24 protein-coding genes and 1 riboswitch are annotated in these 25,949 nt (G+C 69.8%); of the genes, 15 read left to right on the forward strand and 9 right to left on the reverse strand.

Translation table 11 applies throughout. The annotated features are described in order from the left end of the window. Positions 1-199: 199 nt before the first annotated feature. From aceE to EV137_RS08510, 6 genes are all read left to right on the forward strand, one after another. Positions 200-2,971, forward strand: coding sequence for a pyruvate dehydrogenase (acetyl-transferring), homodimeric type (gene aceE / locus EV137_RS08485; RefSeq protein WP_133999614.1), 2,772 nt, complete (start codon positions 200-202; stop codon positions 2,969-2,971). A gap of 99 nt (positions 2,972-3,070) precedes the next feature. Beyond that, complete coding sequence (locus EV137_RS08490) at positions 3,071-3,592, forward strand: GNAT family N-acetyltransferase (protein ID WP_134127632.1); 522 nt, start codon at positions 3,071-3,073, stop codon at positions 3,590-3,592. Positions 3,593-3,648: 56 nt separating this feature from the next. Then, positions 3,649-5,142, forward strand: coding sequence for a peptide MFS transporter (locus EV137_RS08495; RefSeq protein ID WP_134127634.1), 1,494 nt, complete (start codon positions 3,649-3,651; stop codon positions 5,140-5,142). Between the two features lie 69 nt (positions 5,143-5,211). Continuing rightward, positions 5,212-5,529, forward strand: a complete 318-nt coding sequence (locus EV137_RS08500) for a hypothetical protein (protein WP_133999622.1) — start codon at positions 5,212-5,214, stop codon at positions 5,527-5,529. After that, on the forward strand, positions 5,526-6,611 hold the full coding sequence (locus EV137_RS08505; protein ID WP_134127637.1) for a flavin-containing monooxygenase: 1,086 nt from the start codon (positions 5,526-5,528) through the stop codon (positions 6,609-6,611). Before EV137_RS08500 ends, EV137_RS08505 begins: the two co-directional genes overlap by 4 nt. Before the next feature lie 34 nt (positions 6,612-6,645). After that, positions 6,646-8,280, forward strand: a complete 1,635-nt coding sequence (locus tag EV137_RS08510; RefSeq protein WP_133999628.1) for a helix-turn-helix transcriptional regulator — start codon at positions 6,646-6,648, stop codon at positions 8,278-8,280. On the opposite strand, the gene EV137_RS08515 is transcribed toward EV137_RS08510, so the two are convergent. Beyond that, the gene (locus EV137_RS08515) at positions 8,265-9,761 is read right to left on the reverse strand and encodes an FAD-dependent monooxygenase (protein ID WP_134127639.1); all 1,497 of its coding nucleotides are present in this window, start codon (positions 9,759-9,761) and stop codon (positions 8,265-8,267) included. The genes EV137_RS08510 and EV137_RS08515 overlap by 16 nt on opposite strands. Before the next feature lie 49 nt (positions 9,762-9,810). Between EV137_RS08515 and EV137_RS41745 the strand changes: the two genes are divergently transcribed. Together EV137_RS41745 and EV137_RS08525 are read left to right on the forward strand one after the other, a co-directional pair. Further along, positions 9,811-10,452 carry a TetR/AcrR family transcriptional regulator gene (locus EV137_RS41745; RefSeq protein WP_134127641.1) on the forward strand — a complete coding sequence of 214 codons (642 nt, stop codon included), beginning with the start codon at positions 9,811-9,813 and terminating at the stop codon, positions 10,450-10,452. A 35-nt stretch (positions 10,453-10,487) separates the two neighbouring features. Further along, positions 10,488-11,012 (forward strand): hypothetical protein, encoded by a 525-nt coding sequence (locus tag EV137_RS08525; RefSeq protein ID WP_134127643.1) that lies wholly within the window; start codon positions 10,488-10,490, stop codon positions 11,010-11,012. Here EV137_RS08525 and EV137_RS08530 read toward each other — a convergent pair. Further along, entirely contained in the window at positions 10,987-11,994 is a 1,008-nt protein-coding gene (locus EV137_RS08530; RefSeq protein ID WP_134127645.1) for a pirin family protein, read from the reverse strand. The genes EV137_RS08525 and EV137_RS08530 overlap by 26 nt on opposite strands. Next, a complete protein-coding gene (locus tag EV137_RS08535; protein WP_202870843.1) occupies positions 11,991-13,034 on the reverse strand; it encodes a PHP domain-containing protein in 1,044 nt (347 codons plus the stop codon). Before EV137_RS08535 ends, EV137_RS08530 begins: the two co-directional genes overlap by 4 nt. A 34-nt stretch (positions 13,035-13,068) precedes the next feature. Between EV137_RS08535 and EV137_RS08540 the strand changes: the two genes are divergently transcribed. From EV137_RS08540 to EV137_RS08565, 6 genes are all read left to right on the forward strand, one after another. Beyond that, complete coding sequence (locus tag EV137_RS08540) at positions 13,069-14,283, forward strand: PucR family transcriptional regulator (protein ID WP_238175173.1); 1,215 nt, start codon at positions 13,069-13,071, stop codon at positions 14,281-14,283. A 79-nt stretch (positions 14,284-14,362) separates the two neighbouring features. Beyond that, positions 14,363-15,556, forward strand: coding sequence for an acyltransferase domain-containing protein (locus EV137_RS08545; protein WP_133999648.1), 1,194 nt, complete (start codon positions 14,363-14,365; stop codon positions 15,554-15,556). Further along, positions 15,553-16,542, forward strand: a complete 990-nt coding sequence (locus EV137_RS08550; RefSeq protein WP_133999651.1) for a beta-ketoacyl-ACP synthase III — start codon at positions 15,553-15,555, stop codon at positions 16,540-16,542. The genes EV137_RS08545 and EV137_RS08550 overlap by 4 nt, the downstream gene beginning before the upstream one ends. Positions 16,543-16,622: 80 nt before the next feature. Then, a complete protein-coding gene (locus EV137_RS08555) occupies positions 16,623-16,871 on the forward strand; it encodes an acyl carrier protein (protein WP_130380551.1) in 249 nt (82 codons plus the stop codon). A gap of 128 nt (positions 16,872-16,999) precedes the next feature. Continuing rightward, positions 17,000-18,235, forward strand: coding sequence for a beta-ketoacyl-ACP synthase II (gene fabF, locus EV137_RS08560; protein WP_133999654.1), 1,236 nt, complete (start codon positions 17,000-17,002; stop codon positions 18,233-18,235). Between the two features lie 14 nt (positions 18,236-18,249). After that, the gene (locus EV137_RS08565) at positions 18,250-19,683 is read left to right on the forward strand and encodes an acyl-CoA carboxylase subunit beta (RefSeq protein ID WP_133999657.1); all 1,434 of its coding nucleotides are present in this window, start codon (positions 18,250-18,252) and stop codon (positions 19,681-19,683) included. A 219-nt stretch (positions 19,684-19,902) separates the two neighbouring features. Here the strand turns inward: EV137_RS08565 and EV137_RS08570 are convergent, their stop codons facing one another. From EV137_RS08570 to EV137_RS08590, 4 genes are all read right to left on the reverse strand, one after another. Continuing rightward, positions 19,903-20,400: a DUF3145 domain-containing protein gene (locus EV137_RS08570; RefSeq protein WP_130380557.1), complete on the reverse strand. Its 498-nt coding sequence runs from the start codon at positions 20,398-20,400 to the stop codon at positions 19,903-19,905. A gap of 335 nt (positions 20,401-20,735) precedes the next feature. Further along, entirely contained in the window at positions 20,736-21,689 is a 954-nt protein-coding gene (locus EV137_RS08580; RefSeq protein WP_133999660.1) for a VWA domain-containing protein, read from the reverse strand. Next, a complete protein-coding gene (locus EV137_RS08585; RefSeq protein WP_133999663.1) occupies positions 21,689-22,651 on the reverse strand; it encodes a DUF58 domain-containing protein in 963 nt (320 codons plus the stop codon). The genes EV137_RS08580 and EV137_RS08585 overlap by 1 nt, the downstream gene beginning before the upstream one ends. A 29-nt stretch (positions 22,652-22,680) precedes the next feature. Further along, positions 22,681-23,715, reverse strand: coding sequence for an AAA family ATPase (locus tag EV137_RS08590; protein WP_133781515.1), 1,035 nt, complete (start codon positions 23,713-23,715; stop codon positions 22,681-22,683). Between the two features lie 227 nt (positions 23,716-23,942). Between EV137_RS08590 and EV137_RS08595 the strand changes: the two genes are divergently transcribed. After that, positions 23,943-24,791 carry a hypothetical protein gene (locus tag EV137_RS08595; RefSeq protein ID WP_134127651.1) on the forward strand — a complete coding sequence of 283 codons (849 nt, stop codon included), beginning with the start codon at positions 23,943-23,945 and terminating at the stop codon, positions 24,789-24,791. On the opposite strand, the gene EV137_RS08600 is transcribed toward EV137_RS08595, so the two are convergent. Both EV137_RS08600 and EV137_RS08605 read right to left on the reverse strand, forming a co-directional pair. Further along, positions 24,788-25,036, reverse strand: a complete 249-nt coding sequence (locus EV137_RS08600) for a CBU_0592 family membrane protein (RefSeq protein ID WP_134127653.1) — start codon at positions 25,034-25,036, stop codon at positions 24,788-24,790. The two genes, EV137_RS08595 and EV137_RS08600, sit on opposite strands and share 4 nt — an antisense overlap. A gap of 24 nt (positions 25,037-25,060) precedes the next feature. Continuing rightward, positions 25,061-25,129, reverse strand: a riboswitch (guanidine-III (ykkC-III) riboswitch). 3 nt (positions 25,130-25,132) lie between these two features. After that, complete coding sequence (locus EV137_RS08605; protein WP_166679800.1) at positions 25,133-25,924, reverse strand: aldo/keto reductase; 792 nt, start codon at positions 25,922-25,924, stop codon at positions 25,133-25,135. Positions 25,925-25,949 lie beyond the last annotated feature (25 nt).

A 25,949-nucleotide genomic window follows, 5' to 3' on the forward strand; every position in this document is an offset into this window, starting at 1 on the left:
CATCGTGACGTACCGCGTCGCGCAAGTATGCACCAGGGTTCCGTGACGTGTCCGGTATGCGCGTGGCGGGTGCGAGGCGTGTCCGCTGAGATCCGGCGCGGCCGCCCGGAATCGGGCCGGAAGGGAAGGCGAAGTAGAACGCATACCGAACAGGTGACAGGATTGCAGTGAAGACAACCAGAGAGAACGGCAGGACAACGTGGCTTCCGGACACGAACCACCAGCCATCATCACCGAGGGGATGCCCACCCAGCTCCCCGACATCGACCCCGACGAGACACGGGAGTGGGTCGAATCGCTCGACGCGGTCCTGGACGAACGGGGCAAGGCGCGAGCGCGCTACCTGATGCTCAAGCTGATCGAGCGCGCCCGGGAGCGACAGGTCGGCGTGCCCGCACTGCGGAGCACCGACTACATCAACTCGATCCCGCCCGAGCGTGAGCCCTGGTTCCCCGGCGACGAGCACATCGAGCGGCGGATCCGGGCCTTCATCCGGTGGAACGCCGCCGTGATGGTGAGCAAGGCCAACCGCAAGGGCCTGGAGGTCGGCGGCCACATCGCCACCTACCAGTCGGCCGCCAGCCTGTACGAGGTCGGTTTCAACCACTTCTTCCGCGGCAAGGACCACCCCGGCGGCGGCGACCAGATCTTCATCCAGGGACACGCCTCGCCGGGTATGTACGCGCGGGCGTTCCTGGAGGGCCGGCTGTCCACCGACCAGCTGGACGGGTTCCGCCAGGAGGTCTCCCGCGGCCCGCACAACGGGCTGTCGTCGTACCCGCACCCGCGGCTGATGCCGGACTTCTGGGAGTTCCCGACCGTCTCGATGGGTCTGGCCGCGCTGAACTCGATCTACCAGGCGCGCTTCAACCGGTACCTGCACCACCGCGGCATCAAGGACACCAGCCAGCAGCACGTCTGGGCGTTCCTCGGTGACGGCGAGATGGGTGAGCCGGAGTCGCTCGGCGCGATCGGCCTGGCCGCGCGCGAGGAGCTCGACAACCTCACCTTCGTGATCAACTGCAACCTGCAGCAGCTGGACGGCCCGGTGCGCGGCAACGGCAAGGTCATCCAGGAGCTGGAGGCGTTCTTCCGCGGCGCCGGCTGGAACGTGATCAAGGTGATCTGGGGCCGCGAGTGGGACAACCTGCTCGCCCAGGACCACGACGGCGCGCTGGTGAACAAGATGAACACCACGCCGGACGGCCAGTTCCAGACCTACTCGGTCGAGTCCGGCGAGTACATCCGCAACAACTTCTTCGGCGGCGACCAGCGGCTCCAGCAGATGGTCAGCAACCTGTCCGACGAGGATCTGCGTAAGCTTCCCCGCGGCGGTCACGACTACCGCAAGGTGTACGCCGCGTTCAAGAGCGCGACCGAGCACGTCGGGCAGCCGACCGTGATCCTGGCCCAGACGATCAAGGGCTGGACGATCGAGGCGCTGGAGGGCCGCAACGCGACCCACCAGATGAAGAAGCTGACCTCGGACGACCTGAAGGCGTTCCGGGACCGGCTGTACCTGCCGATCGACGACTCCGCGCTCGAGGACGCCTACAACCCGCCGTACTTCCACCCCGGCACCGACTCGCCGGAGTTCCAGTACATGATGGAGCGGCGCAAGCAGCTCGGCGGATCGTTGCCGCAGCGGCGGGTGGCCCCGAAGACCTCGCTCAAGCTGCCTGGTGACGACGTCTACAAGCCGCTCGCCAAGGGCAGCAACTCGCCGGTCGCGACCACGATGGCGCTGGTCCGGCTGTTCCGCGACCTGATGAAGGACCCGGAGATCGGCGACCGGATCGTCCCGATCGCCCCGGACGAGTACCGCACGTTCGGCATGGACTCGATGTTCCCGACGGCCAAGATCTACTCGCCGCACGGGCAGCAGTACGAGGCCGTCGACCGCAACCTGCTGCTGTCCTACAAGGAGTCCGAGCAGGGCCAGCTGCTGCACGAGGGCATCAGCGAGGCCGGCGCGATGGGCTCGATGATCGCGGCGGGTACGGCGTACGCGACGCACGGCGAGCCGATGATCCCGTTCTACATCTTCTACTCGATGTTCGGGTTCCAGCGGACCGGTGACTCGCTCTGGGCGCTGGGCGACCAGCTCGGCCGGGGTTTCCTGGTCGGTGCGACGGCCGGCCGTACGACGCTGACCGGCGAGGGACTGCAGCACGCGGACGGTCACTCGCCGCTGCTCGCCTCCACCAACCCGGCAGCGGTGCACTACGACCCGGGCTTCGCCTACGAGGTCGCGTACATCGTCAAGGACGGTCTGCGCCGCATGTACGGCTACGGCCTGGACAAGGACAAGCCGTTCGGCGAGGACGTCTTCTACTACCTCACCGTGTACAACGAGCCCGTCCCCCAGCCCGCCGAGCCGGAGAACCTCGACGTCGCGGGGCTGCTCAAGGGCATGTACCGCTTCGACGAGTACCAGACCGCCGAGGGTGACGACGTACCGCGGGTGCAGCTGCTCGGGTCCGGTGTCGCGCTGCCGTGGGTGCGGAAGGCCCAGCAGATCCTCGCCGAGGAGTACTCGGTGGCCGCGGACATCTGGTCCGTGACCTCGTGGAACGAACTGCGCCGGGACGCCGTCGCCGCCGAGCAGCACAACCTGCTGCACCCGGACGAGCCGGAGCAGGTGCCGTTCGTGACCGAGCAACTGAAGGACACCAAGGGTCCAGTCGTTGCCGTCAGCGACTTCATGCGCGCGGTGCAGGACCAGATCTCCCGCTGGGTGCCGAACGACTACACGTCGCTCGGGACCGACGGCTGGGGTCTGGCCGACACCCGGGCCGCGGCCCGGCGCCACTTCCAGGTGGACGCCGAGTCGATCGTGGTCGCCGCACTGGAGATCCTCGCCAAGCGCGGTGACGTGAAGCCGGAGGTCGCCGCCGAGGCGGCCCGCAAGTACCGCATCGACGACCCGACCGCGGTCGCCGGCGTCAAGCAGGAGGGCGCCGGCGCCTGACGCCGACCACCCGCCAACGGGCCGCTCACCCCATCCGGGGTGGGCGGCCCGCCGCATATTCGCTGGGGCCGCACGGCGAGTCGGCCCTACCCTCGGCACATGCCTGAGTTGATCGAGCCGACCGTCCAACTGCGCGACTCCTGGATGGAGTCTGCGAGCGAGTGGGGCGACACCCATCAGGACGGGGCCGGGTTGTGGGAGGCCGACGACCTGAGCACAGTCGACGGGTTCGCCGCGTGGACGCAGCGGTTGGGCGAGCAGAGCGACGACAGCATCCCGGTCACGCCGGAGCGGGTGCCTGCGACGTACTGGTGGATCGTTGACGGCGGCACCTACCTCGGCGCGATCACGCTCCGGCACGCGCTCAACGAGAAGCTGTTCGAGGGCGGTGGGCACATCGGGTACGGCGTACGCCCGTCGGCACGAGGTCGCGGGCTGGCGACCTGGGCGCTCGGCGCCGTACTCGACAGCGCCCGTGAGCGCGGAATGGACCGCGTGCTGATCACCTGCGACGACGGCAACGTCGCGTCCGCACGGACGATCGAGCGCAACGGCGGCGTACTCGAGGACGTCCGCGACACCTGGCTGGGCCGCACCCGCCGCTACTGGATCGAGCTCTGAGCCGGGTTTGCTACCGTCGGCGCTGACCGTTTGTCGACGACGGGGAGTAGTTGAGCGTGTCCGGAACGCAACAGGACATCGCGGAGGAGAAGACTTTCTTCGGTCATCCTCGCGGGTTGATGACGCTGTTCACCACGGAGCTGTGGGAGCGGTTCAGCTACTACGGGATGCGCGCGATCCTGCTGCTGTACCTGACCGACCAGGCGCACGGGCTCGGCCTCGGTGAGTCACTCGGGCAGGCAGTGGTGTCGATCTACGGCGCCTCGGTCTACCTGCTGTCGGTCCTCGGCGGCTGGTTCGCGGACCGCGTGTTCGGTGCCCGTCGCACCGTCCTGTACGGCGGTACCGTGATCGTCTCCGGCCACCTGTGTCTCGCCCTGCCGTCGACCGGACCGGCGTACGCCGGGATCGCGTTGGTTGCCCTCGGCACCGGACTGCTGAAGCCGAACGTGTCCACGATGGTCGGCGCGCTCTACGAGCAAGGCGATACGCGACGGGACTCGGCGTTCTCGATCTTCTACATGGGGATCAACATCGGGTCGTTCTCGGCGCCGTTCGTGGTCGGGTTCCTGCGCCGCGAGTTCGGGTTCCACGTCGCGTTCGCGGCGGCCGCGGTCGGTATGACGCTGGCGCTGGTCGCCTACCTGCTCGGTCGGCGCACCCTGCACGGCCGCGGCGACACCCCGCCGAACCCACTGACCGCAGCCGACCGGCCGACGATGATCAAGGTCTCGGCCGCGGTCGTCGCGTTGCTCGGTGTGGTGTTCGCCTGGTCGGCCTGGCGATCCGGAGGCGTCGGCCCGCGGCCGGTCGTGGACGCCATCTCGTACGTGTGCTTCCTGGCGCCGATCGCGTACTTCGTGATGCTGCTGCGGAGCCCGCTGGTCACGCCGGTCGAACGGCAGCGGGTCCGCGCGTACATCCCGTTGTTCGTCGCGGCGATGCTGTTCTTCATGCTGTTCGAGCAGGCCGCGACCACGCTGACGACGTTCGCGGCGAGCCGGACGCAACTGGACCTGTTCGGGATCGAGATCTCGCCGGAGTTCTTCCAGTCCGTCAACCCGTTCTCGATCGTTGTGCTGGCGCCGGTGTTCGCGGTGATCTGGATCCGGCTCGGCGACCGCGGGCCGTCGATCGGGCAGAAGTTCGCGACCGGGCTGCTGCTGGCCGGCATCTCGTTCGCGGTGATGGCGCTCGCCTCGTCGGTTGCCGGGGACAACCTCGCGTCGCCGCTGTGGCTGGTGGCCGTGTACGTGATCCAGACTCTCGGCGAACTGTTCCTCTCCCCGGTCGGCCTGGCCGCGACGACCGTCCTCGCGCCGCGTGCGTTCCTCAGCCAGATGATGGCGCTGTGGTTCCTCGCCCCGGCAGCGGGTCAGGCGATCACCGCCCAGCTCGTGCAGGCGACCGAGGATGCGTCGGACACGGCGTACTTCGGTGGCCTCGCGGTCGTGACGATCGTGGTCGCGGTCGTCGTCTTCGCGCTGGCACCGTGGATCCGGCGGCACACCGACGTCCGGGACAGTGCCGACGTACGAGAAACGTCGTAGTCGCACCGTTCGCGAGTTGCGCATTCCGTCCGACGCGGACGGCGGCCCGGGAGACCTAGCGTCAGTGACATGACTGGCGCAAGCGTTGCTCTTCTCGCGGGGACGATGTCCACCATCCTCTTCGCGTCGAGCGCCCTGCCGATGGTGGTCCGGGCGATCCGGACCCGCGACCTCGCGTCGTACAGCCCGGCCAACCTGGTGCTGGCCAACGTCGGCAACGCCGTCCACTGCATCTACGTGGTGCACCTGCCGCCAGGACCGATCTGGTTCCTGCACGGCTTCTACGTCGTGACGTCCGCGCTGATGTTGCTGTGGTGGCTGCGCTTCCACAATCAGTTCCACAGGCACCGGCGCGAGGTCAGGGAGGTCAGGGAGGTTCTGACATGAACACCATCATCATCGGCGCCGGACAGGCCGGACTCGCCACCGGCTACCACCTGCAACGGCTCGGGGAGCCGTTCACGATCCTGGACGGCAACGCCCGGGTCGGCGACCAGTGGCGGGCGCAGTGGGACAGCCTGCGGCTCTACTCCCCCGCCAAGTACGACGGCCTGCCCGGGCTGCCGTTTCCGGGCGATCCGTGGAACTACCCCACCAAGGACGAGGTCGCCGACTACCTCGCCGCGTATTCGACCCGTTTCGACCTGCCGATCCGGCACAACACCCGGGTCGAAAGGCTCGAGCGCCTCGACGGCCGCTGGATCGTGGTCACCGGCACGGAGCGGATCGCGACCGACAACGTCGTCGTCGCCACGGGCACCTTCGGGCGTACGCCGTACCTCCCGGACTTCGCCGTCGACCTGGATCCCGCGATCCGGCAACTGCACTCGTCGGAGTACCGGCGGCCGGCGCAGCTCAAGGACGGGCCGGTGCTCGTGGTCGGCGCGTCACACTCCGGCACCGATGTCGCGTACGAGGTCGCGCAGACCCACGACACCATCCTGTGCGGTCGCGATCCCGGGCAGATGCCGTTCCGTCCCGGCGCACGCGGTCAGGCGATCTTCTGGCCGGTGTTCCTGTTCGTCGGACGGCATCTGGTCACGCGCCGGTCGCCGATCGGCAAGTCGGCGATGGAGGAGATCCGGTTCCACGGCGGCCCGATGATCCGGGTGAAGCGGGCGGACCTGCTCGAGCGTGGCGTCGAGCGCGTGCACGACCGGGTGACCGGCGCCCGGAACGGGCAGCCCGTGCTCGCGGACGGCCGCGTACTCGAAGTGGCCAACGTCGTCTGGGCGACCGGCTTCCAGCAGGTCTTCGACTGGATCAAGGCGCCGGTGATCGGGCCCGACGGCTGGCCACGCGAGTTCCGCGGCGTGGTCGCGGACGCGCCAGGCCTGTTCTTCTGCGGTCTGTCCTTCCAGTACTCCTTCAGCTCGATGGTGCTGCCCGGTGTCGGGCGGGACGCCGGGTACGTCGCCAAACACATCGCGGCCCGGTCCCGGACGGACCGGAGTCTTGCCGCCGCGTGACCGACAGGCGCATGCTCGCGAGTGGGGGCATGTGATGGGGATTGTCGACGATCTACAGCGGGCCCGGACGGCGTTCGAGCGCCGCGACTGGGCGGCCGCGTACGACCGGCTCACCATGGCGGACGGTGAGCCGGGGACCGCCCTCGGCCCGGAAGACCTGATGACGCTGGCCACGGCGGCGTTCCTGCTCGGTGACACGGACGGCTGCATCCGCGCCCTGCAGCGCGGCTACCGGCTGCGCATCGACGCCGGCGACGTGCTGGGCGCGGTGCGGTTCGCCTTCTGGCTGGCGCTCGTCCTCAACGTCCGCGGCGAGGTGGCGGTCGGCAGTGGCTGGGCCGCCCGCGCCCACCGCCTGCTGGTGGACCAGCCGGAGGACGTACTGGAACGCGGCTACCTCCGCGTCCACGACTTCTTCCGGTGCCTGGACAGCGGTGACTTCCCGGGCGCTCTGGCGGTGAGTGAGGACATGATCGGCATCGCCCGCCGGCACTCCGATCCCGACCTGCTCGCCCAGAGCCTGGTCTGCAAAGGCCGGCTGCTGATGTACTCCGGCCGGGTGCCGGAGGGCCTGGCCCTGCTGGACGAGGCGATGGTCGCCGTCGCGGCCGGTGAGCTCTCGCCGATCTTCGCGGGCAACGTGTACTGCGCGATGATCGAGGCCTGCCAGGAGGTACTGGACTTCGCTCGTGCGTCCGCCTGGACGACGGCGCTGACGCGCTGGTGCGACAGTCAGCCGGACCTGGTGCCGTTCACCGGGCAGTGCGCGGTCCATCGCGGTCAGATCCTGCGCCTGCACGCGGCGTACCCGGAGGCGCTGGCGGAGTTCGACGCCGCCTGCCGCCGGTATGCGGCCGCGGGATCCCAGGTCGCGGCCGGCCTCGCGTTGACCGAGCAGGGCGACGTACTGCGGATCTGCGGCGAGTTTTCGGCGGCGCAGGCGGCGTACGACGAAGCGGCCGGGTACGGGCACGAACCGCAGCCGGGCCGGGCGCTGCTCCTGCTGGCCCGTGGCCGGACCGCGGCCGCGGTTGCCGCCGTACGGCGTCTGCTCGCGGAGACCGGCGATCCGGTGCATCGTTCGCGGCTGCTCGCGGGCGCGGTCGAGGTCCTGCTCGCCGGCGAGGCCGTGGACGAGGCCTCGTCGGCGGCTGAGGAGTTGTCGGCAATCGCCGACAGCTTCGGCTGCGCGGGGCTACGGGCGTCGGCGGCGTACTGTCTGGCGCTGGTCGCGCTGCAGGACCGCGACCCGGACCGCTCGTTGCGTCAGGCAAGGGTTGCCGGTCAGTTGTGGAACGAGTTGCAGGCCCCGTACGAGGTGGCGCGGGCGAAGGTACTGGTCGGACGGTCGTTCCGGTTGCTCGGGGACGAGGACTCTGCGACCACCGAACTGAAGGCCGCCTGCCACAGTTTCACCGAACTCGGCGTCGTGCCTGCGCGGCAGGAAGTCGAGCGGCTGCTGCACACCGAGAGCACCGGCGGTCTCACCGCACGCGAGCTCGAGGTCCTGCGACTGGTTGCGGTGGGCAACAGCAACGCCGAGATCGCGGAGCGGCTGGTGCTGAGCGACAAGACCGTCGCCCGGCACCTCACCAACATCTTCGCGAAGCTCGACGTACCGTCCCGGACCGCGGCCGCGGCGTATGCCCGCGATCACGACCTGCTCTGAGCCACCCAGGTCGACAACGCTTCATCCAGTCCCGTCGCGGTGCCGTCCGCGGCGGCCCAGGCGACGTACCCGTCCGGCCGGATCAGCACGCCGGTGAGATCGCCGTCGTACTTCGTCGTGAGCACGCGGACCCGCCCGGATGCGAGGTCGCGCAGTTGCGCCGAATCGGACAGGTCCAGCAGCAGCGCCTTGCCGTCGAACAGGTGCTCCCCCAGCCGCGTACCGTCCGCGAACTTGAAGTCCGGCGCACCCGAGCCGACCAGCTCGTGCGTGCCCTCGATCGGGTAGCGATGCAGAACACCGGACAACTTCTTCGCGAGGTACGTCGTACCGCCCGACGTCTCGAGCAAGTCCTTGACCACGCTGCGCAACGCCGAGGTCCGGAAATCCGTGCGCATCAAGGCGACCTGGGCGCGCGTCCAGTCCAGGACCCACTCGCCGATCGGGTGCCGTTCGGTCGTGTAGGTGTCGAGGAGACCCGCGGGTGCGGTGCCTTGGATCGTCGCAGCCAGCTTCCAGCCGAGGTTGACCGCGTCACCGATCCCGAGGTTCAGGCCCTGACCGCCGAAGGGTGAGTGCACGTGTGCCGCGTCCCCGGCGAGCAGCACGCGTCCGATGCGGTACGTCGTGGCCTGCCGTGCGTTGTCGGTGAACCTCGTCGCCGACAGCAGGCGGGTGACCGTGACGTCGACGCCGGTGACCCGGCGCAGGCTGCCCTGGATCTCGTCGGCGGTGATCGGTGCGTCGCGGTCCTCCGGCGGGCCGTCGAACTCGACGGTCAGCACCCTGCCGGGAACCGGTCCGTGCGCGTAGAGCCCGGTCTCGGTGTAGTTCCAGCTGCGGCGCAGGCCCTCGGCGCCTTCGAGTTCCACGATCGCCTGCCGGCCAGTGATCGCCGGCTCGGTACCGGGGAAGTCGAACCCAGCCAGCTTGCGTACCAGACTGCGGCCGCCATCGGCGCCGACCAACCAGCCCGCCCGCACCGAGCCGGCGCTCAACTGGACCGTTACGCCCTCGTCGTCGGCGTCGAAGCCGGTGACCTCCACCCCACGCCGGATCTCGACGCCGAGCTCGGCGGCCCGCGCGCCCAGTACGGACTCGATCGCCTGCTGCCCGACCGCGACCACCGACACCGCGGGACCGGCATCGCGGAAGTCCGGATCCGCGAAGTCCACCCCGGCGGAGCTGACCATGATCCCGGCGAAGTGCCCGGCCGGCGGCGGACCGCTCGGCGCCTTCCCGCCGCGGAACGCCTTCATCTGCTCGTATGCGAGCCGCTGGTGCTCCTGCAGCGCCGGCAGCATCCCGCGCCGGTACAACGCCTCGGCGGTCGGCACGTTGATCGAGCCGGCCTTGATCGTCGGGTCGATCTCGAGCAGCCGCTCGACGACCAGTACGCCGACTCCGGCCAGCGCGAGCTCGCAGGCCAGCATCAGTCCGACCGGCCCGCCGCCGGCGATCACCACGTCCTTGTTGTCCATGGCGAAATCTTAGACCGAGTATAAAATTTGGTCCAGTACAATTCTGACCATGGCGGAGCAAGGACTGCGGGAACGCAAGAAGCAGGCGACCCGGCGGATGATCGCGGACGTGGCCACCGGCCTGTTCGTGACCCGCGGGTTCGACGCGGTGACGGTCGCCGAGATCGCCGAGGCGGCCGGTGTGTCCAAGATGACGGTCTTCAACTACTTCCCGCGCAAAGAGGATCTGTACCTGGACCGGCACCTCGACCGGCTCCGTGAACTCGAGGCCGTCGTCCGCGACCGGCCTGCCGGCGAACCGGTGACCACCGCGATGCGCCGCTATCACCACGAGTTGCTTGCTGCGGGGCACCCGCTGTCCGGTGCGATCGCGGGCGTGCACGGGTTCTGGAGCGTGCTGCAGTCCAGCCCCGCTCTGATGGCCCGCATGATCGAGCAGGAACACGAGATCGGCGACATGCTGGCCGGCGTGCTGGCCGAAGAGACCGGCGACGAGTTCTCCGCGCGCCTGGTCGCGAACCTGCTGACCGCCACCATCACCACGATCTTCCGGACCCCGGTCGGCCGGATCGTGGCCGGCGACGACGTCGAGCAGGTCCGCCGCGATCAGGTGGCCGTCATCGACCGGGCGTTCGACGTACTGGAACAAGGGATCGGTCCTCGGAGGGAGCAGGTTCACTCCGACGGGTGAGGCGGCGCCGGGGCGGTAGGCCGGATGCTCGGAACGTGAGCACAACTGAGCGTCCCGTCCCCCGCTGGGCCTACGTCCTCGCCCACGCGATCCCGTTCCTGACCCTGCCGTCCGGACTCTGGCGGCTGGGTCTCGTCTTCGGTTCGTCGATGGGCATGCTGGACGACAACGGCAACCCCGCCCTGCTCGGAGGTATCGGCGAAAGGGTGTACGTCGTCTCGCTGTCGATCGTGTCCGAGCTGGTCGCGCTGACCGCGCTGGGCCTGGTCAGTCGGTGGGGCGAGGTCGCGCCGCGCTGGATCCCGTTCATCGGCGGCCGGCGCGTCCATCCGTACGCCGCGATCGTGCCCGCCGTCCTGGGATCGCTGTCCCTGATCGCGATCTGGACCTTCGGGTTCCGCGACGCGTTCACCGACCACTTCATCCCGTTCTCGGGCACGGGCTGGAAGGTACTGATGATGGCCTGCTACCTGCCGCTCAACCTCTGGGGACCCGCACTGCTGGTCGTCACCTGGGCGTACTACCGGCGGCGGGTCAGCGCGACCGCGGTCGCGGTTTGAGCGTCGTCCCGGGCAGCGGCGGAGCAGGCAGCGGATCGCCGTCGTACCCGGGGACCATGCTGAACCTGTCGTTGCCCCCAGCATCGATGGCGGCCTGCCAGGCGTCCCGCGCGGCGACGATGTCCTCGTGCGAGCGGCCGATGAAGTTCCACCACATCACCAGCTCCTCCTCGAACGGTTCACCGCCGAGCAGGAGGAACCGCACACCATTGCTCGAGGCGACGAGCTCGATCGCGTCGCGACCGGCGCCGAGGTAGGTCATCTCGCCGAAGCCCGGCGTCAATTCCCCGACCGTCAGCAATCCGTCGACCGCGAGGACGGCGTACTCGTTGGACGGTGTCAGCGGGAGCGAGATAGTGCGGCCCGGCTCGATCGTGACATCGGCGCCGACGAGCGGGGTGTACGCCGGGGCGGGTGACGTGACACCGGCGACGGTCCCGATCATCACGGTCACCTGCGCGCCGTCGAGGCCGAGCCGCGGCAGATCGGCGTACGCGTTGAAGGCGGGTGGGGTCGTCGTACGGACGTCGTCCGGCAGGGCGACCCACAGTTGGGCGCCGTGCAGCCTCGGCGGGGCGTCCGGGGTCGAGACCTCGGAGTGGGCGATGCCGTTGCCGGCGGTCATGATGTTCAACTCACCCGGGCGGACGAGCGCGTGCGATCCGACGCTGTCACGGTGCTCGATCTCGCCCTCGAACAGCCAGCTCACCGTCTGCAGGCTCGTGTGAGGGTGCGGCGGGACCTGCATGCCACGCTCCCCCGGTACGTCGTACGAGTCGACGCGCTGCGCCAGGTCCTCCGGCCCGTAGTGGTCCACGAAGCACCAGGCGCCGACCATCCGGCGGTTCTTGTTCGGCAGCAGCCGACGTACCTTCGTGGTCCGCCCCAGCACGACGTCGCGCGCCTCGAGCATCTCCAGCGCGGGCCCCTCACAGTCGCCAGTCCCGACAACCTCAACCGGATCTTGCTCCAGATCACTCATGACGCCGTCCATTCCAGGAGTTTCTGCTGGTCCCAGGTGTTGATGACGCGGTCGGGCGACACACCGCAGTCCTCGGCGCGTTCGCAGCCGTAGACCTGCCAGTCGAGCTGGCCGGGCGCGTGCGCGTCGGTGTCGATCGAGAACACGCAGTCCATCTCGACCGCCATCGAGAGCAGCCGCTTCGGCGGGTCGAGCCGTTCGGGACGGGAGTTGATCTCGACCGCCGTACCGAACTGGCGGCACGCCTCGAACACCACCTCGGCGTCGAACTCGGACTCGGGGCGCGTCCCGCGGCCGCCCGTGATCAGCCGGCCGGTGCAGTGACCGAGGACGTCCACGTGCGGGTTGGCGATCGCGCGGACCATCCGCTCGGTCATCGGCTCGGAGGCCATCCGCAGCTTCGAGTGGACGCTGGCCACCACCACGTCCAGCCGGGCGAGGATCTCGGAGTCGCAGTCCAGCGAGCCGTCGTCGAGGATGTCGACCTCGATACCGTTCAGGATCGTGAAGCCGTCCAGCTCGTCCTGGAGCTTCTTGTTGAGCTCGGCAACGACCTCGAGCTGCTGCAGCCGCCGTTCCCGGGACAGCCCGTTGGCGACGGTCAGCCGCGGCGAGTGGTCGGTGAGCGCGATGTACGAGTGGCCCAGGCGATGCGCCGTACGCGCCATCTCCTCGATCGGGCTGCCGCCGTCGGACCACTCGGAGTGCAGATGCAGGTCGGCCTTCAGCTCGGCGCGGAGGTCCTTGCCCGCGCCGGTCAGCTCTCCCGCGTCACCCTCCAGCTTGACCAGGTACGCCGGGGTCTTGCCGTCCATCGCCTCGATGATCACGGCCTCGGTCTTCGGCCCGATCCCCGGCAGCTCGGTCAGGGTCCCGGCGCGGCGGCGCGCCCGTACCTCGGCGGCCGGCAACGCGGCGATCGTGTCGGCCGCCCGCCGGTACGCCTTCACCCGGTGCGTCGGCTGCCGGTCACGCTCGAGGTAGTACCCGATCGCCCGCAGGGCCGCTACGGCGTCCGCCACGCCCGCGTTGTCCGTCATGCCTCCCATCATGGCAGCGGTCTATGGTCGGTTCGTGGCGAAGGGTGCGCATCTGGCGCGGGCGGAGCGGTTGCAGGGAGCGACCGGCGCGCTCGCCACCGCCGCGATGGCGGCGATGGAAGAGAAGCTTCCGTGGTTCGGGAAGCTGTCCGCGCAGGACCGGTCGTGGATCGGGCTGGTCGCGCAGTCCGGGATCTCGGCGTTCGTCGAGTGGTTCCGCGACCCCGAGGCACACTCCTCGATGCCGACCCGGATCTTCGGCTCCGCGCCGCGCGAGTTCACCCGGGTGATCTCGCTGCACCAGACCGTCGACCTGGTGCGGACGACGATCGAGACCATCGAGAACACCATCGGCACCCTGCTCCCGCCCTCGGACGTCCCGATCGTCCACGAGGCCATCCAGCGGTACGCCCGCGAGGTCGCGTTCGCCGCCGCCACCGTCTACGCGCAGGCGGCCGAGATGCGCGGCGCCTGGGACGCCCGTCTGGAAGCCCTCCTCGTCGACTCCGTCATCCGCGGTGAGGCCGACGAGTCGGTCCGCTCTCGCGCCTCCGCTCTGGGCTGGACCGGAGCCGCCGGTACGACGGGAGCCGCGGAGGTGGCCGTGGTGGTCGGCCGGGCTCCCGCCGCCGAACCGGCCGAAACCCGCAACGCCGGCTCGAACGTCGCGGACCTGGTCCGGCACGCGGCCCGCGAGGCGGGTGCTGACGCTCTGTGCGCCATCCAGGGCGACCGCCTGGTGGTGGTACTCGGCGGTACAAGCAAACCTGTCGAGATCGTACAAAAACTCGCGCCCTGGTTTGGACCCGGTCCGATCGTGGTGGGACCGGTCGTGAAGGACCTGATGTCGGCCGTGACCTCGGCACGAGCCGCCGTTGCCGGGCTGCGCGCCGCCGCGGCCTGGCCGGGCGCCCCGCGGCCGGTGCCGGCCGACGAACTGCTCCCGGAACGGTCACTCTCCGGAGACGGCCACGCCCGCCGGCAGCTCGCGAACGAGGTCTATGCCCCGCTCACCGTGGGCGACGGCGTGCTCCTCGACACGGTCTCGGCGTACCTGGACTCGGGCGGATCGATCGAGGCGACGGCCCGGGCGATGTTCATCCACGCCAATACCGTCCGGTACCGGCTGAAGCGTGTGGCGGACATCACGGGGTACAACCCGCTGAATCCCCGCGACAGTTTCACGTTGCGTGTCGCACTGACCTTGGGTCGCCTGCTCAATCCCGAGCCCGGAGGCACGGTTTTGTAGGATCTCCACAAACCCGCCCGGGAGAATTCGTGCTCGCCTTTGCGCTCACGACCGGCAGGTGTAAGGGAGAGTGGGGCACGTGCTCGTCATCGTCGCACCCGGTCAGGGTGCCCAGACCCCAGGATTCCTCGAGCCGTGGCTGACGGATCCCGTGTTCGAGAGCCGGCTGAACTGGCTCTCCGCGGTCGCCGGCCTCGACCTCGCCCACTACGGCACCGAAGCCGACGCGGACACGATCCGGGACACCGCGATCGCGCAGCCGCTGCTGGTCGCCTCCAGCATGCTGGCCGCGCTGGCGGTCTTCCCGCACCCGGCCGACGCCTTCGCGAAGGTCGGCGCGGTCGCCGGTCACAGCGTCGGTGAGCTCGCCGCCGCGGCCGGCACCGGTGTGCTGACCGCCGAGCAGGCGATGGTCCTGGTCCGCGAGCGCGGCAAGGCGATGGCCGCCGCGGCCGCGCTGACGCCGACCTCGATGACCGCGGTGCTGGGCGGCGACCGCGAGGAGATCCTCGCCAAGCTCGCCGAGCACGGCCTGACGCCGGCCAACGACAACGGCCCCGGCCAGATCGTTGCCGCAGGCACCGTCGAGGAGCTGGCTGCGCTGGCTGCCGATCCGCCCGCGAAGGCGCGGCTGATCCCGCTGTCCGTCGCCGGTGCGTTCCACACCCGGCACATGGAGCCGGCCGTCCAGACGCTGGCGAAGTACGCGACCGCGATCAGCACCCACGACCCGCGGACCCGCCTGATCTCGAACCGCGACGGCCACGTCGTCCACGACGGCCGCGACGTCCTGCGGCGCCTCGTCAACCAGGTGAACGCGCCGGTCCGCTGGGACCTGTGCATGCAGACCATGTCCGACCTCGAGGTGACCGGCATCCTGGAACTGCCGCCGGCGGGCACCCTGACCGGGATCGCTCGGCGCGCTCTGAAGGGTGTCGAGACGTTCGCGCTGAAGACCCCGGACCAGCTCGACGACGCCCGCGCGTTCGTCGAGAAGCACGGCAGCCCGTCCGAGATCGACGCCTCCCCCACCTGGCGCCTGCTGGTCGCCCCGATCAAGGGCACCTTCACCCGCAAGGTCGACGTACTCCGGGAGACCGGTGCGACCGTCGAGGCCGGTGAGGTCGTCGCGAAGGTGGCGAGCCTGCGGGACGAGGTCGACGTGACCGCACCGCACGGCGGCATCGTCGTCGAGTGGCTCGTCGAGGAAGGCGACCCGGTCGCCCCCGGCCAGCCCCTGGTCCGCCTGCACCCCGCCGGGAGCCCCGCATGATCACCGCATCGACAGGCGCGCAGTACGCCGGAATTCTCGGCATCGGGTCGTACCGGCCGCGGCGGGCGGTGCCGAACTCCGAGATCCTCGAGCAGATCGACTCCAGCGACGAGTGGATCCAGACCCGCTCCGGGATCAAGGAGCGGCGCTGGGCGAGCGAGGACGAGACCGTCCTGATGATGTCGGTGAACGCGGCCAAGGAAGCGATCGCCGACTCCGGTATCGACCCGGCCGAGATCGGTTGCGTCATCGTCGCGACCGTCACGCACCTGTACCAGACGCCCGCCATCGCCACCCGGATCGCGGTCGAGGTCGGCGCCCCGACAGCGGCGGCGTTCGACATCTCCGCGGCCTGTGCGGGCTTCTGCTACGGCGTCGCGATGGGCAACGACCTGGTCCGCGGCGGCAGCGCGAAGTACGTGCTGGCGATCGGGGTCGAGCGACTCAGCGACATCACCGACCGGACCGACCGCGGTACGGCGTTCATCTTCGCCGACGGCGCCGGCGCCGCGATCGTGGGACCGACCGACGAACCGGGCATCGGCCCGGTCGTGTGGGGCTCGGACGGCACGCAGCACCAGGTGATCAGCCAGAAGGAGTCCTGGCAGGAGGTGCACGGCAACCACAACTGGCCGCATCTGACGATGGACGGCAACCCGGTGTTTCGCTGGGCGTCGTTCGAGATGGCCAAGGCCGCGCAGCAGGCGCTGGACGTGGCCGGTGTGAAGGCGGAGCAGCTCGACCTGTTCGTCCCGCACCAGGCGAACATGCGGATCACCGACGCGATGCGCCGCACGCTGAAGCTGCCCGAGCACGTGAAGATCGCCCGCGACATCGAGCGCCAGGGCAACACCTCGGCCGCGTCGATCCCGCTCGCGATCACCGCGATGCGCGAGGCCGGCGAGGCCAAGAGCGGCGACCTCGCCCTGATCATCGGCTTCGGAGCCGGGCTGGTGTACGCCGCCCAGGTCATCCGTCTTCCGTAGTCCATAGTTGTCCGGGAGCAGCTCAGGTGGCTGCATCCGGCTGTACAAGCCAGAAGAAATCCGAAAGGGAACCAGAGAACATGGCCAGCACCGAAGAGATCCGTTCCAGCCTCGCCGAGATCGTGAACGAGATCGCCGGCATCCCGGTCGAGGACGTCCAGCTGGACAAGTCCTTCACCGACGACCTCGACGTCGACTCGCTCTCCATGGTGGAGGTCGTGGTGGCCGCCGAGGAGAAGTTCGACGTGAAGATCCCCGACGACGAGGTCAAGAACCTGAAGACCGTGGGCGACGCGGTCGCGTTCATCGAGCGCGCCCAGAACGGCTGACGTCACCGTCATCCGCGCTGGCCTGGGTGCTCATCGGGCCCCTTCTTCGCAAGGCAGTCTGATGAGCACCACGCAGTACCACCCCTCGCTCCCAACCGCAGAACGCTCATGTGAAGGATGAGGTAACCATGTCGAAGACCCGAGTCGTCATCACCGGACTCGGAGCCACGACTCCGCTCGGCGGCGATGTGGCCAGCACCTGGGAAGGGTTGCTGGCCGGTCGCTCCGGCGCACGGCGGCTGACCGACGAGTGGGTGCAGAACCTGGCGGTGCAGATCGCCGCACCGGTCGCGGTCGAGCCGACCGAGGTCATCGAGCGCGTCAAGGCCCGCCGTCTCGACCGTACGGCGCAACTCGCCCTCGTCGCCGCCCGTGAGGCCTGGGCCGACTCCGGCCTGGAGGACTCCGGGCTCGACAAGGAGCGCCTCGGCGTCGCGGTCGCCTCCGGGATCGGCGGCCTGCACACCACCCTGTCGAACTACGACGCCTTGCAGCAGAACCCGCGCCGGGTGTCGCCCTTGGCGATCCCGATGCTGATGCCGAACTCGTCGGCGGCGTACGTCAGCCTCGAGCTCGGCGCGAAGGCCGGCGTCCACACCCCGGTGTCGGCCTGTGCGTCCGGCAACGAGGCGATCTGGCTGGGGCTCGACCAGATCCGGCTCGGCCGCGCGGACGTGGTGGTCGCCGGTGGCGCCGAGGGCGCGATCATGGCGCTGCCGCTGGCCGCGTTCGGGATGATGCAGGCGCTCAGCAAGCGCAACGACGACCCGGAGAAGGCGTCGCGTCCGTGGGACGTGGACCGCGACGGGTTCCTGCTCGGAGAGGGCGCCGGGATTCTGATCCTGGAGTCGTACGAGCACGCGAAGGCGCGCGGCGCGAAGATCTACGCCGAGCTCGCCGGTGCGGGGATCTCCGCCGACGGCCACGACATCGCGCAGCCCGACCCCACCGGTTCCGGTGCGCGGCGAGCGATGCTGCGGGCGCTGTCCGAGGGCGACCTGAGCCCGGCCGACATCTTCCACATCAACGCGCACGCCACCTCGACGCCGCAGGGCGACATCGCCGAGTCGATCGCGATCCGGCAGGCGCTCGGCAAGGAGGCCGACCACGCGGTCGCCACCGCGCCGAAGTCGATGATCGGTCACCTGCTCGGCGGTGCCGGTGCGGTCGAGTCGGTCGCCACCGTGCTCGCCCTGAAGAACAGGGTCTCGCCGCCGACCATCAACGTGGACAAGCTCGACGACGAGATCGACCTGGACGTCGCGACCGAGCAGCGCAAGCTGCCCGACGGGGACATCGCGGCCCTGAACAACTCCTTCGGCTTCGGCGGCCACAACGCCGCCATCGCCTTCAAAACCCTGTAGTCCCTGGAGGCCCGATGACCGTCGCTCCGGCGAAACCCGCCAAGCTGCCCCGTGAGCTGGATCCGCGGAACCCCGTCACCCGGCTCACGAACCTGCTCGATCCGGGCAGTCTGGAGCTGATCACCCCCGATGATCTGTCGGGGATGATCGCGGCCCGCGGGCGGATTGCCGGGGCGAAGGTCGTGGCGTTCTGTTCCGACGCCACCGTGATGGGCGGCGCGATGGGCGACATCGGCTGCGACGTGGTGGTCAAGGCCTACGAGGTCGCCCGCGCGGAGCAGGTGCCGATCATCGGCCTGTGGCACTCCGGCGGCGCGCGGCTGGCCGAGGGCGTGCTCAGCCTGCACGCCGTCGGCAAGATCTTCTACGCGATGACGCAGGCCTCCGGGAAGATCCCGCAGATCTCCGTCGTCCTCGGCCCGGCGGCCGGCGGAGCGGCGTACGGTCCGGCGCTCACCGATGTCGTCATCCTCGGTCCGGAGGGCCGGATCTTCGTGACCGGCCCGGACGTGGTCCGCTCGGTCACCGGTGAGGACGTCGACATGCTCCGCCTCGGCGGCCCCGAGCCGCACGGGCGGCGATCCGGCGTCGTCCACATCACCACCGACAGCGAGGCGACAGCGCTGGAGCAGGCCCGCCGGTTGGCCGACCTGCTCGCCAACCAGGGCACGATGTCGACCGCGATCCCGGACACCGATCTGTCCGGGTTCCTGCCCGAGTCGGCGAAGCGCGCGTACGACGTCCACCCGCTGGTCGGAGGTGTGCTCGACGAGGACGCTGAGTCTTCACAGGTCGAACTGCACCAGCGGTGGGCGCCGAACATCGTCACCACGCTCGGTCGCCTCGGCGGCCGCACGATCGGCGTGATCGCGAACAACCCGCTCCGGCTCGGTGGCTGCCTGGACGCGCTGTCCGCGGAGAAGGCGTCCCGGTTCGTCCGGATGTGCGACGCGTTCGGCGTACCGCTCGTCGTGCTGGTCGACGTACCGGGATATCTGCCCGGTGTCGGTCAGGAGTGGGACGGCGTCGTACGACGGGGCGCGAAGCTGCTGCACGCGTTCGCGGAGGCCGTCGTACCGCGGGTGACCCTGGTGACGCGGAAGACGTACGGCGGGGCGTACATCGCGATGAACGCGCGCTCGCTGGGCGCCACCCGCGTGTTCGCGTGGCCGCGCGCCGAGGTCGCCGTGATGGGCGCGGTGGCGGCCATCCGGGTCCTGCACCGCCGCAAGCTCGCCGAGGTGGACCCGGAGCTCCGGCCCCAGGTCGAGGCCGAGCTGGCCGTGGAGCACGAGAAGATTGCCGGCGGCATCGATCGGGCCATCGAGATCGGCGTCGTCGACGAGGTCGTCGAACCGACCCGCACCCGCACGGCCCTCGCGACCGCCCTGGCCAAGGCCGAGGCCGACGGCCCGATCCGCGGCAACCACGGCAACATCCCGCTATAGACACCCCTGAAACGGCTTGAAGGGCACGGATCCGGAGATCCGTGCCCTTCACGTGGTGCGGCCGCTGTTGTTCACAACCACCGGGGGTGTCCCGACACCCGGTGGCCCAGCGGCCACGGCCCCTCCCACCCTTTGTAGAACGTCTGATGCCCAGTCTCACCGAAAAGTTCGGCGAAGTCCCCTGGTTCACAGGTTTCTTCTGAAGTTCTCAGCAAGTCCTCAGACGACCTGGTGGAGCCAGCGCACCGGTGCGCCGTCGCCGGCGTACCGGAAGGGCTCGAGTTCGTCGTCCCACGGGCGACCGAGCAGCCGCTCGACCTCCTCGGTCAGGTCGGCCTCACCGCTCGCCGCCTTCAGCATGGCCGCCTTCAACCGCTCCTCGGGCACCATGATGTCGCCGTGGACGCCGGTCGTCGCGTGGAAGACCCCGAGCGCCGGGGTGAAGGAGTACCGCTCGCCCTCGACGCCGTTGCTCGGCTCCTCGGTCACCTCGAACCGGAGCTTCTGCCATCCGCGCAGGGCGGACGCCAGCTTCGCCGCGGTCCCGGCCTCAGCCTGCCACGACAGTTCGGCCCGGTACTGGCCCTGGGCCGCCGGCTGCGGTGTCCAATCCAGTTTCACGGGCACGCCAAGGATGCCGCCCGCTGCCCACTCGACATGCGGACACAACGCTGACGGCACCGTGTGGACGTACAGAACGCCACGAGTTGTCGCCACCGGGACCTCCTGTGCTCGAGGGGCGCCTTCCCCAGCGTTCTCGATCACTTGCCTGTCGGTCCTGGCGGTACTGATCCCTCAAGGCATCACAAGATGCCCCGCGGAACTCTGATACATCTTGCACCACAGCCCCCTCCAACACCAGCAGCCTCGCCGTGTCAACTACATCACCGTCGTGTCGCGATCTCAGCTGGACCCGCCGCGGATCCAGCTCGGCGAAGAACGGTCCGCGAACACCTGTGGGCTGTCGCTGGAGATCGCGAGAACCACCGCGCCCGCCTGCTGTGTCGCGAGCGCCCGCGCCGTCGCGATCTGGCGTGGGGGCGAGCCGATTGCTAGGGGAAGCGGGTGGCGAGGGCGATGCACGCGCCGGCGGCGGCGAGGGTGAAGAGCATCGCGATCCCGGCGTACCGGGCGGTGATCTCCTTGTCGACCTCGTCGTACCCGACCGAGGAGCCGATGTCCTTGTAGACGTCCTCGAGCTCACCGGCCGACTCCGCGGTGTAGGCCTTGCCGCCGCTGATCTCGGCGACCGAGCGCAGCTCGGCCCTGTCCGGTGGGACCCGCTGCCGGATGCCGTCCATCTCGATGAAGCCCGAGTCGGTGCCGAAGCAGATCGTGTACACCGGGGTGCTCTTCGCCTTCGCGGCCTGCGCGCCCTCCTGGGCGGTCCGGCCGACGGTCCGCTTCCCGTCGGACAGCAGCACGATCCGCGCCGGAGCCGGCTCGGTGGGGTGCTCGGGGTCCGGCGGGACCTGGGTGAGCGCCTGCAGCGAGGTGTAGATGCCCTCACCGGTCGCGGTCGACTCGGCCAGCTCGAGCCCGTCGATCGAGCGCAGCACGGTCGCCCGATCGGTGGTCGGCGGCACGATGATCGACGCCGTACCGGCGAAGTTCACCAGCGCCACGTTGAACTTGCCCGGCAGCTGGTTGACGAAGTTCTTGGCCGACTTCTTCGCGGCCTCGAGCCGGTTCGGGTCGATGTCGGTGGCCATCATCGACAGCGAGACGTCGATCGCCACCACGATCGTGGCCCGCTCGCGCGGCACCTTCACCTTGGCCTTCGGCTGCGCGAACGCCACGACGCAGGTCAGCGCGGCCAGCAACGCCAGCCCGACGGCCAGGTGCCGCCGCCACTGCGGCCGCCGCGGCGCGACCCGGTCCAGCAGCGCGATGTTGGTGAAGCGCAGCGCGTACTGCGAGCGACGGTGCTGGAGAAAGATGTACCCCGCCAGGATCAGCGGGATGAGCAGCAGGAACCACAATCTGGCCGGAGACAGGAACTCCATCAGCGAGCCACTCCCTTCGGCGGTTGGTGCAGACGGGCTGCGACATGCCGGTAGGCGAGCACGAACCGCACGGTGTCGGCGACCCAGTCGCGGTCGGTCCGCAGCACCAGATGCCCGGCACCTACCCTACGCAGGGCGGCCCTCGTTCGTTCCCGCTGCGCGAGCGCGGCCGTCCCGAAAGCCTCCCGGACCTTGCGCCGCCGGGTGTCGATCTCGCGCACCTCACCGGTCTCCGGGTCACCGATCGTGACGACGCCGATGTTCGGCAGCTCCAGCTCGCGCGGGTCGACGATCTCGACCGCCAGCACCTGGTGCTGCGCGGTCAGCTTGCGCATCGCCCGTTCCCAGGACGGCTCGATCTGGCTGGCCACCTCGCCGTCGTGCGGCGTGAGGAAGTCGGAGACGATCACACGCAGCCCGCGCTTGCGCTGCGTCCGCGCCATCGACTCGAGCGCCGCGGCCAGGTCGCTGCGGTGTGCCTCCTCGTCGCTGTTGAACTGCTCGGCCAGCAGCGCGCGCAGCAGGCCGTAGAGCGCGAGCCGCCCGGACCGCGCCGGCCAGCGGCGCAGCGCCGAGTCGCGCAGCATCAGCCCACCGAAGCGGTCGCCCAGCCGGTGGGTCAGGAACCCGACCGTGGCGACGGCCGCGACCGCGAGCTCCCGCTTCTCGAGTGTCGACGTACCGAAGTCCATCGAGCCGGACAGGTCCACCAGCGCCCAGGTCTCCAGCTCCCGGTCCGCGATCAGGTCACGGACGTGCGGAACCGTGGTACGCGCGGTGACCGCCCAGTCCATCCGCCGTACGTCGTCGCCGACCTGGTACTCCCGCGCCTCGGCGAGCTCGGTGCCGGGCCCCGGGAGCAGGCCGAGGTGTTCCCCGTGCAGGTAGCCCTCGAGCCGCCGTACGACGGTCAGCTCCAGCCGCCGCAACGCACGCTCGGGGGCGAGCTGCGAGATCGTCATCGCAACCCGCGGATCTGGACGGTTGGGCACTACACGAACTCCGGGCGGCCGGAGCCGTCGGTGCCGTCGCGCCAGACCGGCTGCGGCGGCGGGACGGTGGCCAGGATCCGCTCGATCACCGCGCGCGGGTCGATGTTGTCCGCGACCGCGTCGAAGGTCAGACCGAGCCGGTGCCCCATCACGTCGAGCGCGACGGTCTGGACGTCGCTCGGCAGCAGGTAGTCCCGGCCGTGGATCAGCGCCAGCGCCCGGCCGGCCGCGATCAGGCCGAGGGTCGCGCGCGGGCTGACGCCGAGCTCGATGATCGGCTCCAGGTCAGGCAGGTGGAAGTCGGTCGGCGTCCGGGTCGCCATCACCAGGCGCACGGCGTACTCCGCGACGAGGTTGTGCACGAAGACCTGCTCCGCGGTCCGCTGCAGCTCGAGGATCGTCTCCGGCTTCAGCACCTGCCGCGGCTCCGGCGGATCGACGCTCATCCGGCGGAGGATCTCGAACTCCTCGTGCCCGCGCGGATGCGGTACGTCGATCTTCACCAGGAACCGGTCGCGCTGCGCCTCGGGCAGCGGGTACACGCCCTCGGACTCGATCGGGTTCTGGGTCGCGATCACGATGAACGGCTTCGGCATCGGGAACGTCTGGCCGCCGATCGACACCTGCCGCTCGGCCATCAGCTCCAGCATCGCGGACTGCACCTTGGCCGGCGCGCGGTTGACCTCGTCGGCCAGCACGAAGTTCACGAACGTCGGGCCGAGCTCGATGTCGAAGGTCTCGCGGGTCTGCCGGTAGATCCGGGTGCCGACGATGTCGGACGGGACCAGGTCCGGGGTGAACTGGATCCGGGCGAACGTGCCGCCGACCACGCTGGCGAAGGTCCGGACGGCAAGCGTCTTGGCAACACCCGGAACACCCTCGAGCAGGCAGTGACCCTTGGCCAGCAGCGACACCATCAAGGTCTCGACCATGTGCTCCTGGCCGACGATCACCCGCTTGACCTCGCCAAGGGCCTCGCCGATCAGCCGGGACTGCTGGGCCACCGTTCCTGCCGGCACCGTGGTTTCGGTCATGCCTGTCCTTCCGGGGCCCGCACGCGAGCCTTGTCATTCCCCACTGGCAACACCAGCCATTCCATCAGATCACCGGGGCCAGCGCTCCCGGAGCCCCGTCCCATCCTCCCCCGCCACCCCAAATCCAGCTCCCGCCGTACCTGGAGCACCCCGGTCCGGAAATGGGTGCCGGGTGCTCGAGGTGGGTTCGGTGCGCGTGCTACCGGGGATGTGGTGGGATTGGGGTGATGACTGCGACCGAATCCCAGCCGAAGGTGCAGCCGGAGGACCGGCCTGCGCTGGAGATTCCGGACGCCCTCCCGCTGCAGCCGGAGGACCCGCCGCGGGTCGGCGAGTTCTGGCTAACCGGCCGCCTCGGCGCCAACGCGGCCGGTTATCTGTACACCGCGAGCTCCGAGGACGGGCGGGACGCGATCGTCGCGATGATGACCGAGGGTTCGGCCGACGACGCCGCCGCCCGGGAGCGGTTCGTGAACGCCGTCGACGAGCTCCCCGAGGACGCCGTACTCGCGCACAACGACTCCGACGACGACGATCTCGCGCTCTGGGTCGCGATCGGGCCGATCCGGACCGACGACGGGTCCAGCGCGGCGTCCGACGAGCGGCTGATCGCCGAACGCCGCGGCGAAGAGGTCCTGTCCGCGGTGTTGATGGACCGGATCCCGCAGCCCGGGAAGCTCCGCGGACCGGACTTCCGGCACTACTGGGAGAACCGGCGGCGCCCCGGCCTGTTCCGGATCTGGCCGCTGCCGTGGCCGAACGTGCTGCGCCCGGCGTCGCGATGGGCCTTGGCGTTCGCACTGCTGACGATGGCCGTGATCATGGCGCTCGCGGTGTTCCTGGCGTGGCTGCTGTTCCGGCACGCCGCGCCGCTGGAGCCGGAGCCCGTCATCCCGACCCCGACCGGGACCACGACGGTCACCGTCACGCCCACCACACCGCCGCCCGGGACCGGGACGGGGTCCGCCACGCCGCCGACGGCCAGCCCGACAACGGGCACACCGAGCACCGGTATCCCGACGGTGGCGCCGACGGGTTCACCCGGTACGGCGACGAACCCGGGCGACAAGTTCTAGTTCGGTTGCTTGCGCCTCAGCAGGCTCCGTAGACCGAGCAGACTGATCACCGCCCAGCTGCCCTCCAGCAGCAGGAAGCCCCACGACAGCTGCATGGCCGCGATCGTTGCCAGCACCCCCGATCCGAGCAGGTTCAGGAGCTGGTACGTGATCGTGCGCTGCTGCAGCTTGCCGGCCTGGGCGGCTGCGAACGCCACCAGAATGGTGAGCGCGCCAACGATTTCGACGACATCGATCGCATGCATGGGACGACCCCCTCCCTGAGGGGCAAGGCGTCGTCTTCTCCGACCGGGTACGGCGCCGCTCGTCCGGGGAGCCCGCTGGAACACGAACTCCTGGTGTCACGATAGCAAGCGCAGCAACTCCGGATCCTTCCAGAGCCGCTCCGGCACCGGCCGCCGGACGAGCGCCGCGTCCGCCCGGATCTCCGCGGGTGACGACGCCGCGATCAGTACCGAGGTAACCGCGGAATGCCTGCTGGGAAAGGCGAGTGCGGCCTGCGGCAGTGAGACGCCGTACCGCTCGCAGACCGCCGAGAGCCGGCGTGCCTGGACGGTCTCCATGTGCAGCACTTGTGGCGTGAGTACGCCGGACACGACCGCGGAGACGCCGCGCGCGACGCAACGATCCAGCAGCGGCCGCGCCGACTGATCGAGCAGCTCGTACTGCCCGGTGAGCAGCACACAGTCCAGCTCGACGTCCCGCACCAGCCGATCGAGCTCGCGCCAATCGTCCGACACCGCTCCGAACGCCTTGATCACGCCGTCGCGCCGCAGCCGATCGAGCACCGGGTACGCCGCGTCGTCGTCCTGCGCGAACACCAGATCGACGGCCAGACCGAGTCGCTCGCTGCTCGCCCGGACCGACTCCTCCGGGTTGGCGCCGACCACCTTCGTCGACACCAGGAACTCACCGCGCGGCCGCCGCTGCAACGCCGTGCCGAGGCGTCGCTCGGACTCGCCGTACGCCGGGGACGTGTCGAAGAACCTGATGCCGGCCTGGTACGCCGCGTCGATCGTCGCGACTGCGGTCTCGTCTTCTGATTCATCGAGATGTGAGCCGCCGAGCCCGAAACGTGGCGGGCGGAACCGGCTGGTGGAGTGGGGTGCGAGCACCTGGCTCGGTGCGGCCATCGCACTCACCTCCGCTGGTCGGTTA

It is taken from the genome of Kribbella pratensis (genome assembly GCF_004366075.1).
GTDB classification, from domain to species: Bacteria; Actinomycetota; Actinomycetes; order Propionibacteriales; family Kribbellaceae; genus Kribbella; species Kribbella pratensis.

What these genes read in the sequence shown, in the direction of transcription:
- EV137_RS08490 (WP_134127632.1), top strand. Translation starts at nt 3,071, where the DNA reads ATGCCTGAGTTGATCGAGCCGACCGTCCAACTGCGCGACTCCTGGATG.
- EV137_RS08500 (WP_133999622.1), top strand. Translation starts at nt 5,212, where the DNA reads ATGACTGGCGCAAGCGTTGCTCTTCTCGCGGGGACGATGTCCACCATC.
- EV137_RS08505 (WP_134127637.1), top strand. Translation starts at nt 5,526, where the DNA reads ATGAACACCATCATCATCGGCGCCGGACAGGCCGGACTCGCCACCGGC.
- EV137_RS08510 (WP_133999628.1), top strand. Translation starts at nt 6,646, where the DNA reads ATGGGGATTGTCGACGATCTACAGCGGGCCCGGACGGCGTTCGAGCGC.
- EV137_RS08515 (WP_134127639.1), bottom strand. Translation starts at nt 9,761, where the DNA reads ATGGACAACAAGGACGTGGTGATCGCCGGCGGCGGGCCGGTCGGACTG.
- EV137_RS41745 (WP_134127641.1), top strand. Translation starts at nt 9,811, where the DNA reads ATGGCGGAGCAAGGACTGCGGGAACGCAAGAAGCAGGCGACCCGGCGG.
- EV137_RS08530 (WP_134127645.1), bottom strand. Translation starts at nt 11,994, where the DNA reads ATGAGTGATCTGGAGCAAGATCCGGTTGAGGTTGTCGGGACTGGCGAC.
- EV137_RS08535 (WP_202870843.1), bottom strand. Translation starts at nt 13,034, where the DNA reads ATGACGGACAACGCGGGCGTGGCGGACGCCGTAGCGGCCCTGCGGGCG.
- EV137_RS08550 (WP_133999651.1), top strand. Translation starts at nt 15,553, where the DNA reads ATGATCACCGCATCGACAGGCGCGCAGTACGCCGGAATTCTCGGCATC.
- EV137_RS08555 (WP_130380551.1), top strand. Translation starts at nt 16,623, where the DNA reads ATGGCCAGCACCGAAGAGATCCGTTCCAGCCTCGCCGAGATCGTGAAC.
- fabF (WP_133999654.1), top strand. Translation starts at nt 17,000, where the DNA reads ATGTCGAAGACCCGAGTCGTCATCACCGGACTCGGAGCCACGACTCCG.
- EV137_RS08565 (WP_133999657.1), top strand. Translation starts at nt 18,250, where the DNA reads ATGACCGTCGCTCCGGCGAAACCCGCCAAGCTGCCCCGTGAGCTGGAT.
- EV137_RS08580 (WP_133999660.1), bottom strand. Translation starts at nt 21,689, where the DNA reads ATGGAGTTCCTGTCTCCGGCCAGATTGTGGTTCCTGCTGCTCATCCCG.
- EV137_RS08585 (WP_133999663.1), bottom strand. Translation starts at nt 22,651, where the DNA reads ATGACGATCTCGCAGCTCGCCCCCGAGCGTGCGTTGCGGCGGCTGGAG.
- EV137_RS08590 (WP_133781515.1), bottom strand. Translation starts at nt 23,715, where the DNA reads ATGACCGAAACCACGGTGCCGGCAGGAACGGTGGCCCAGCAGTCCCGG.
- EV137_RS08595 (WP_134127651.1), top strand. Translation starts at nt 23,943, where the DNA reads ATGACTGCGACCGAATCCCAGCCGAAGGTGCAGCCGGAGGACCGGCCT.
- EV137_RS08600 (WP_134127653.1), bottom strand. Translation starts at nt 25,036, where the DNA reads ATGCATGCGATCGATGTCGTCGAAATCGTTGGCGCGCTCACCATTCTG.
- EV137_RS08605 (WP_166679800.1), bottom strand. Translation starts at nt 25,924, where the DNA reads ATGGCCGCACCGAGCCAGGTGCTCGCACCCCACTCCACCAGCCGGTTC.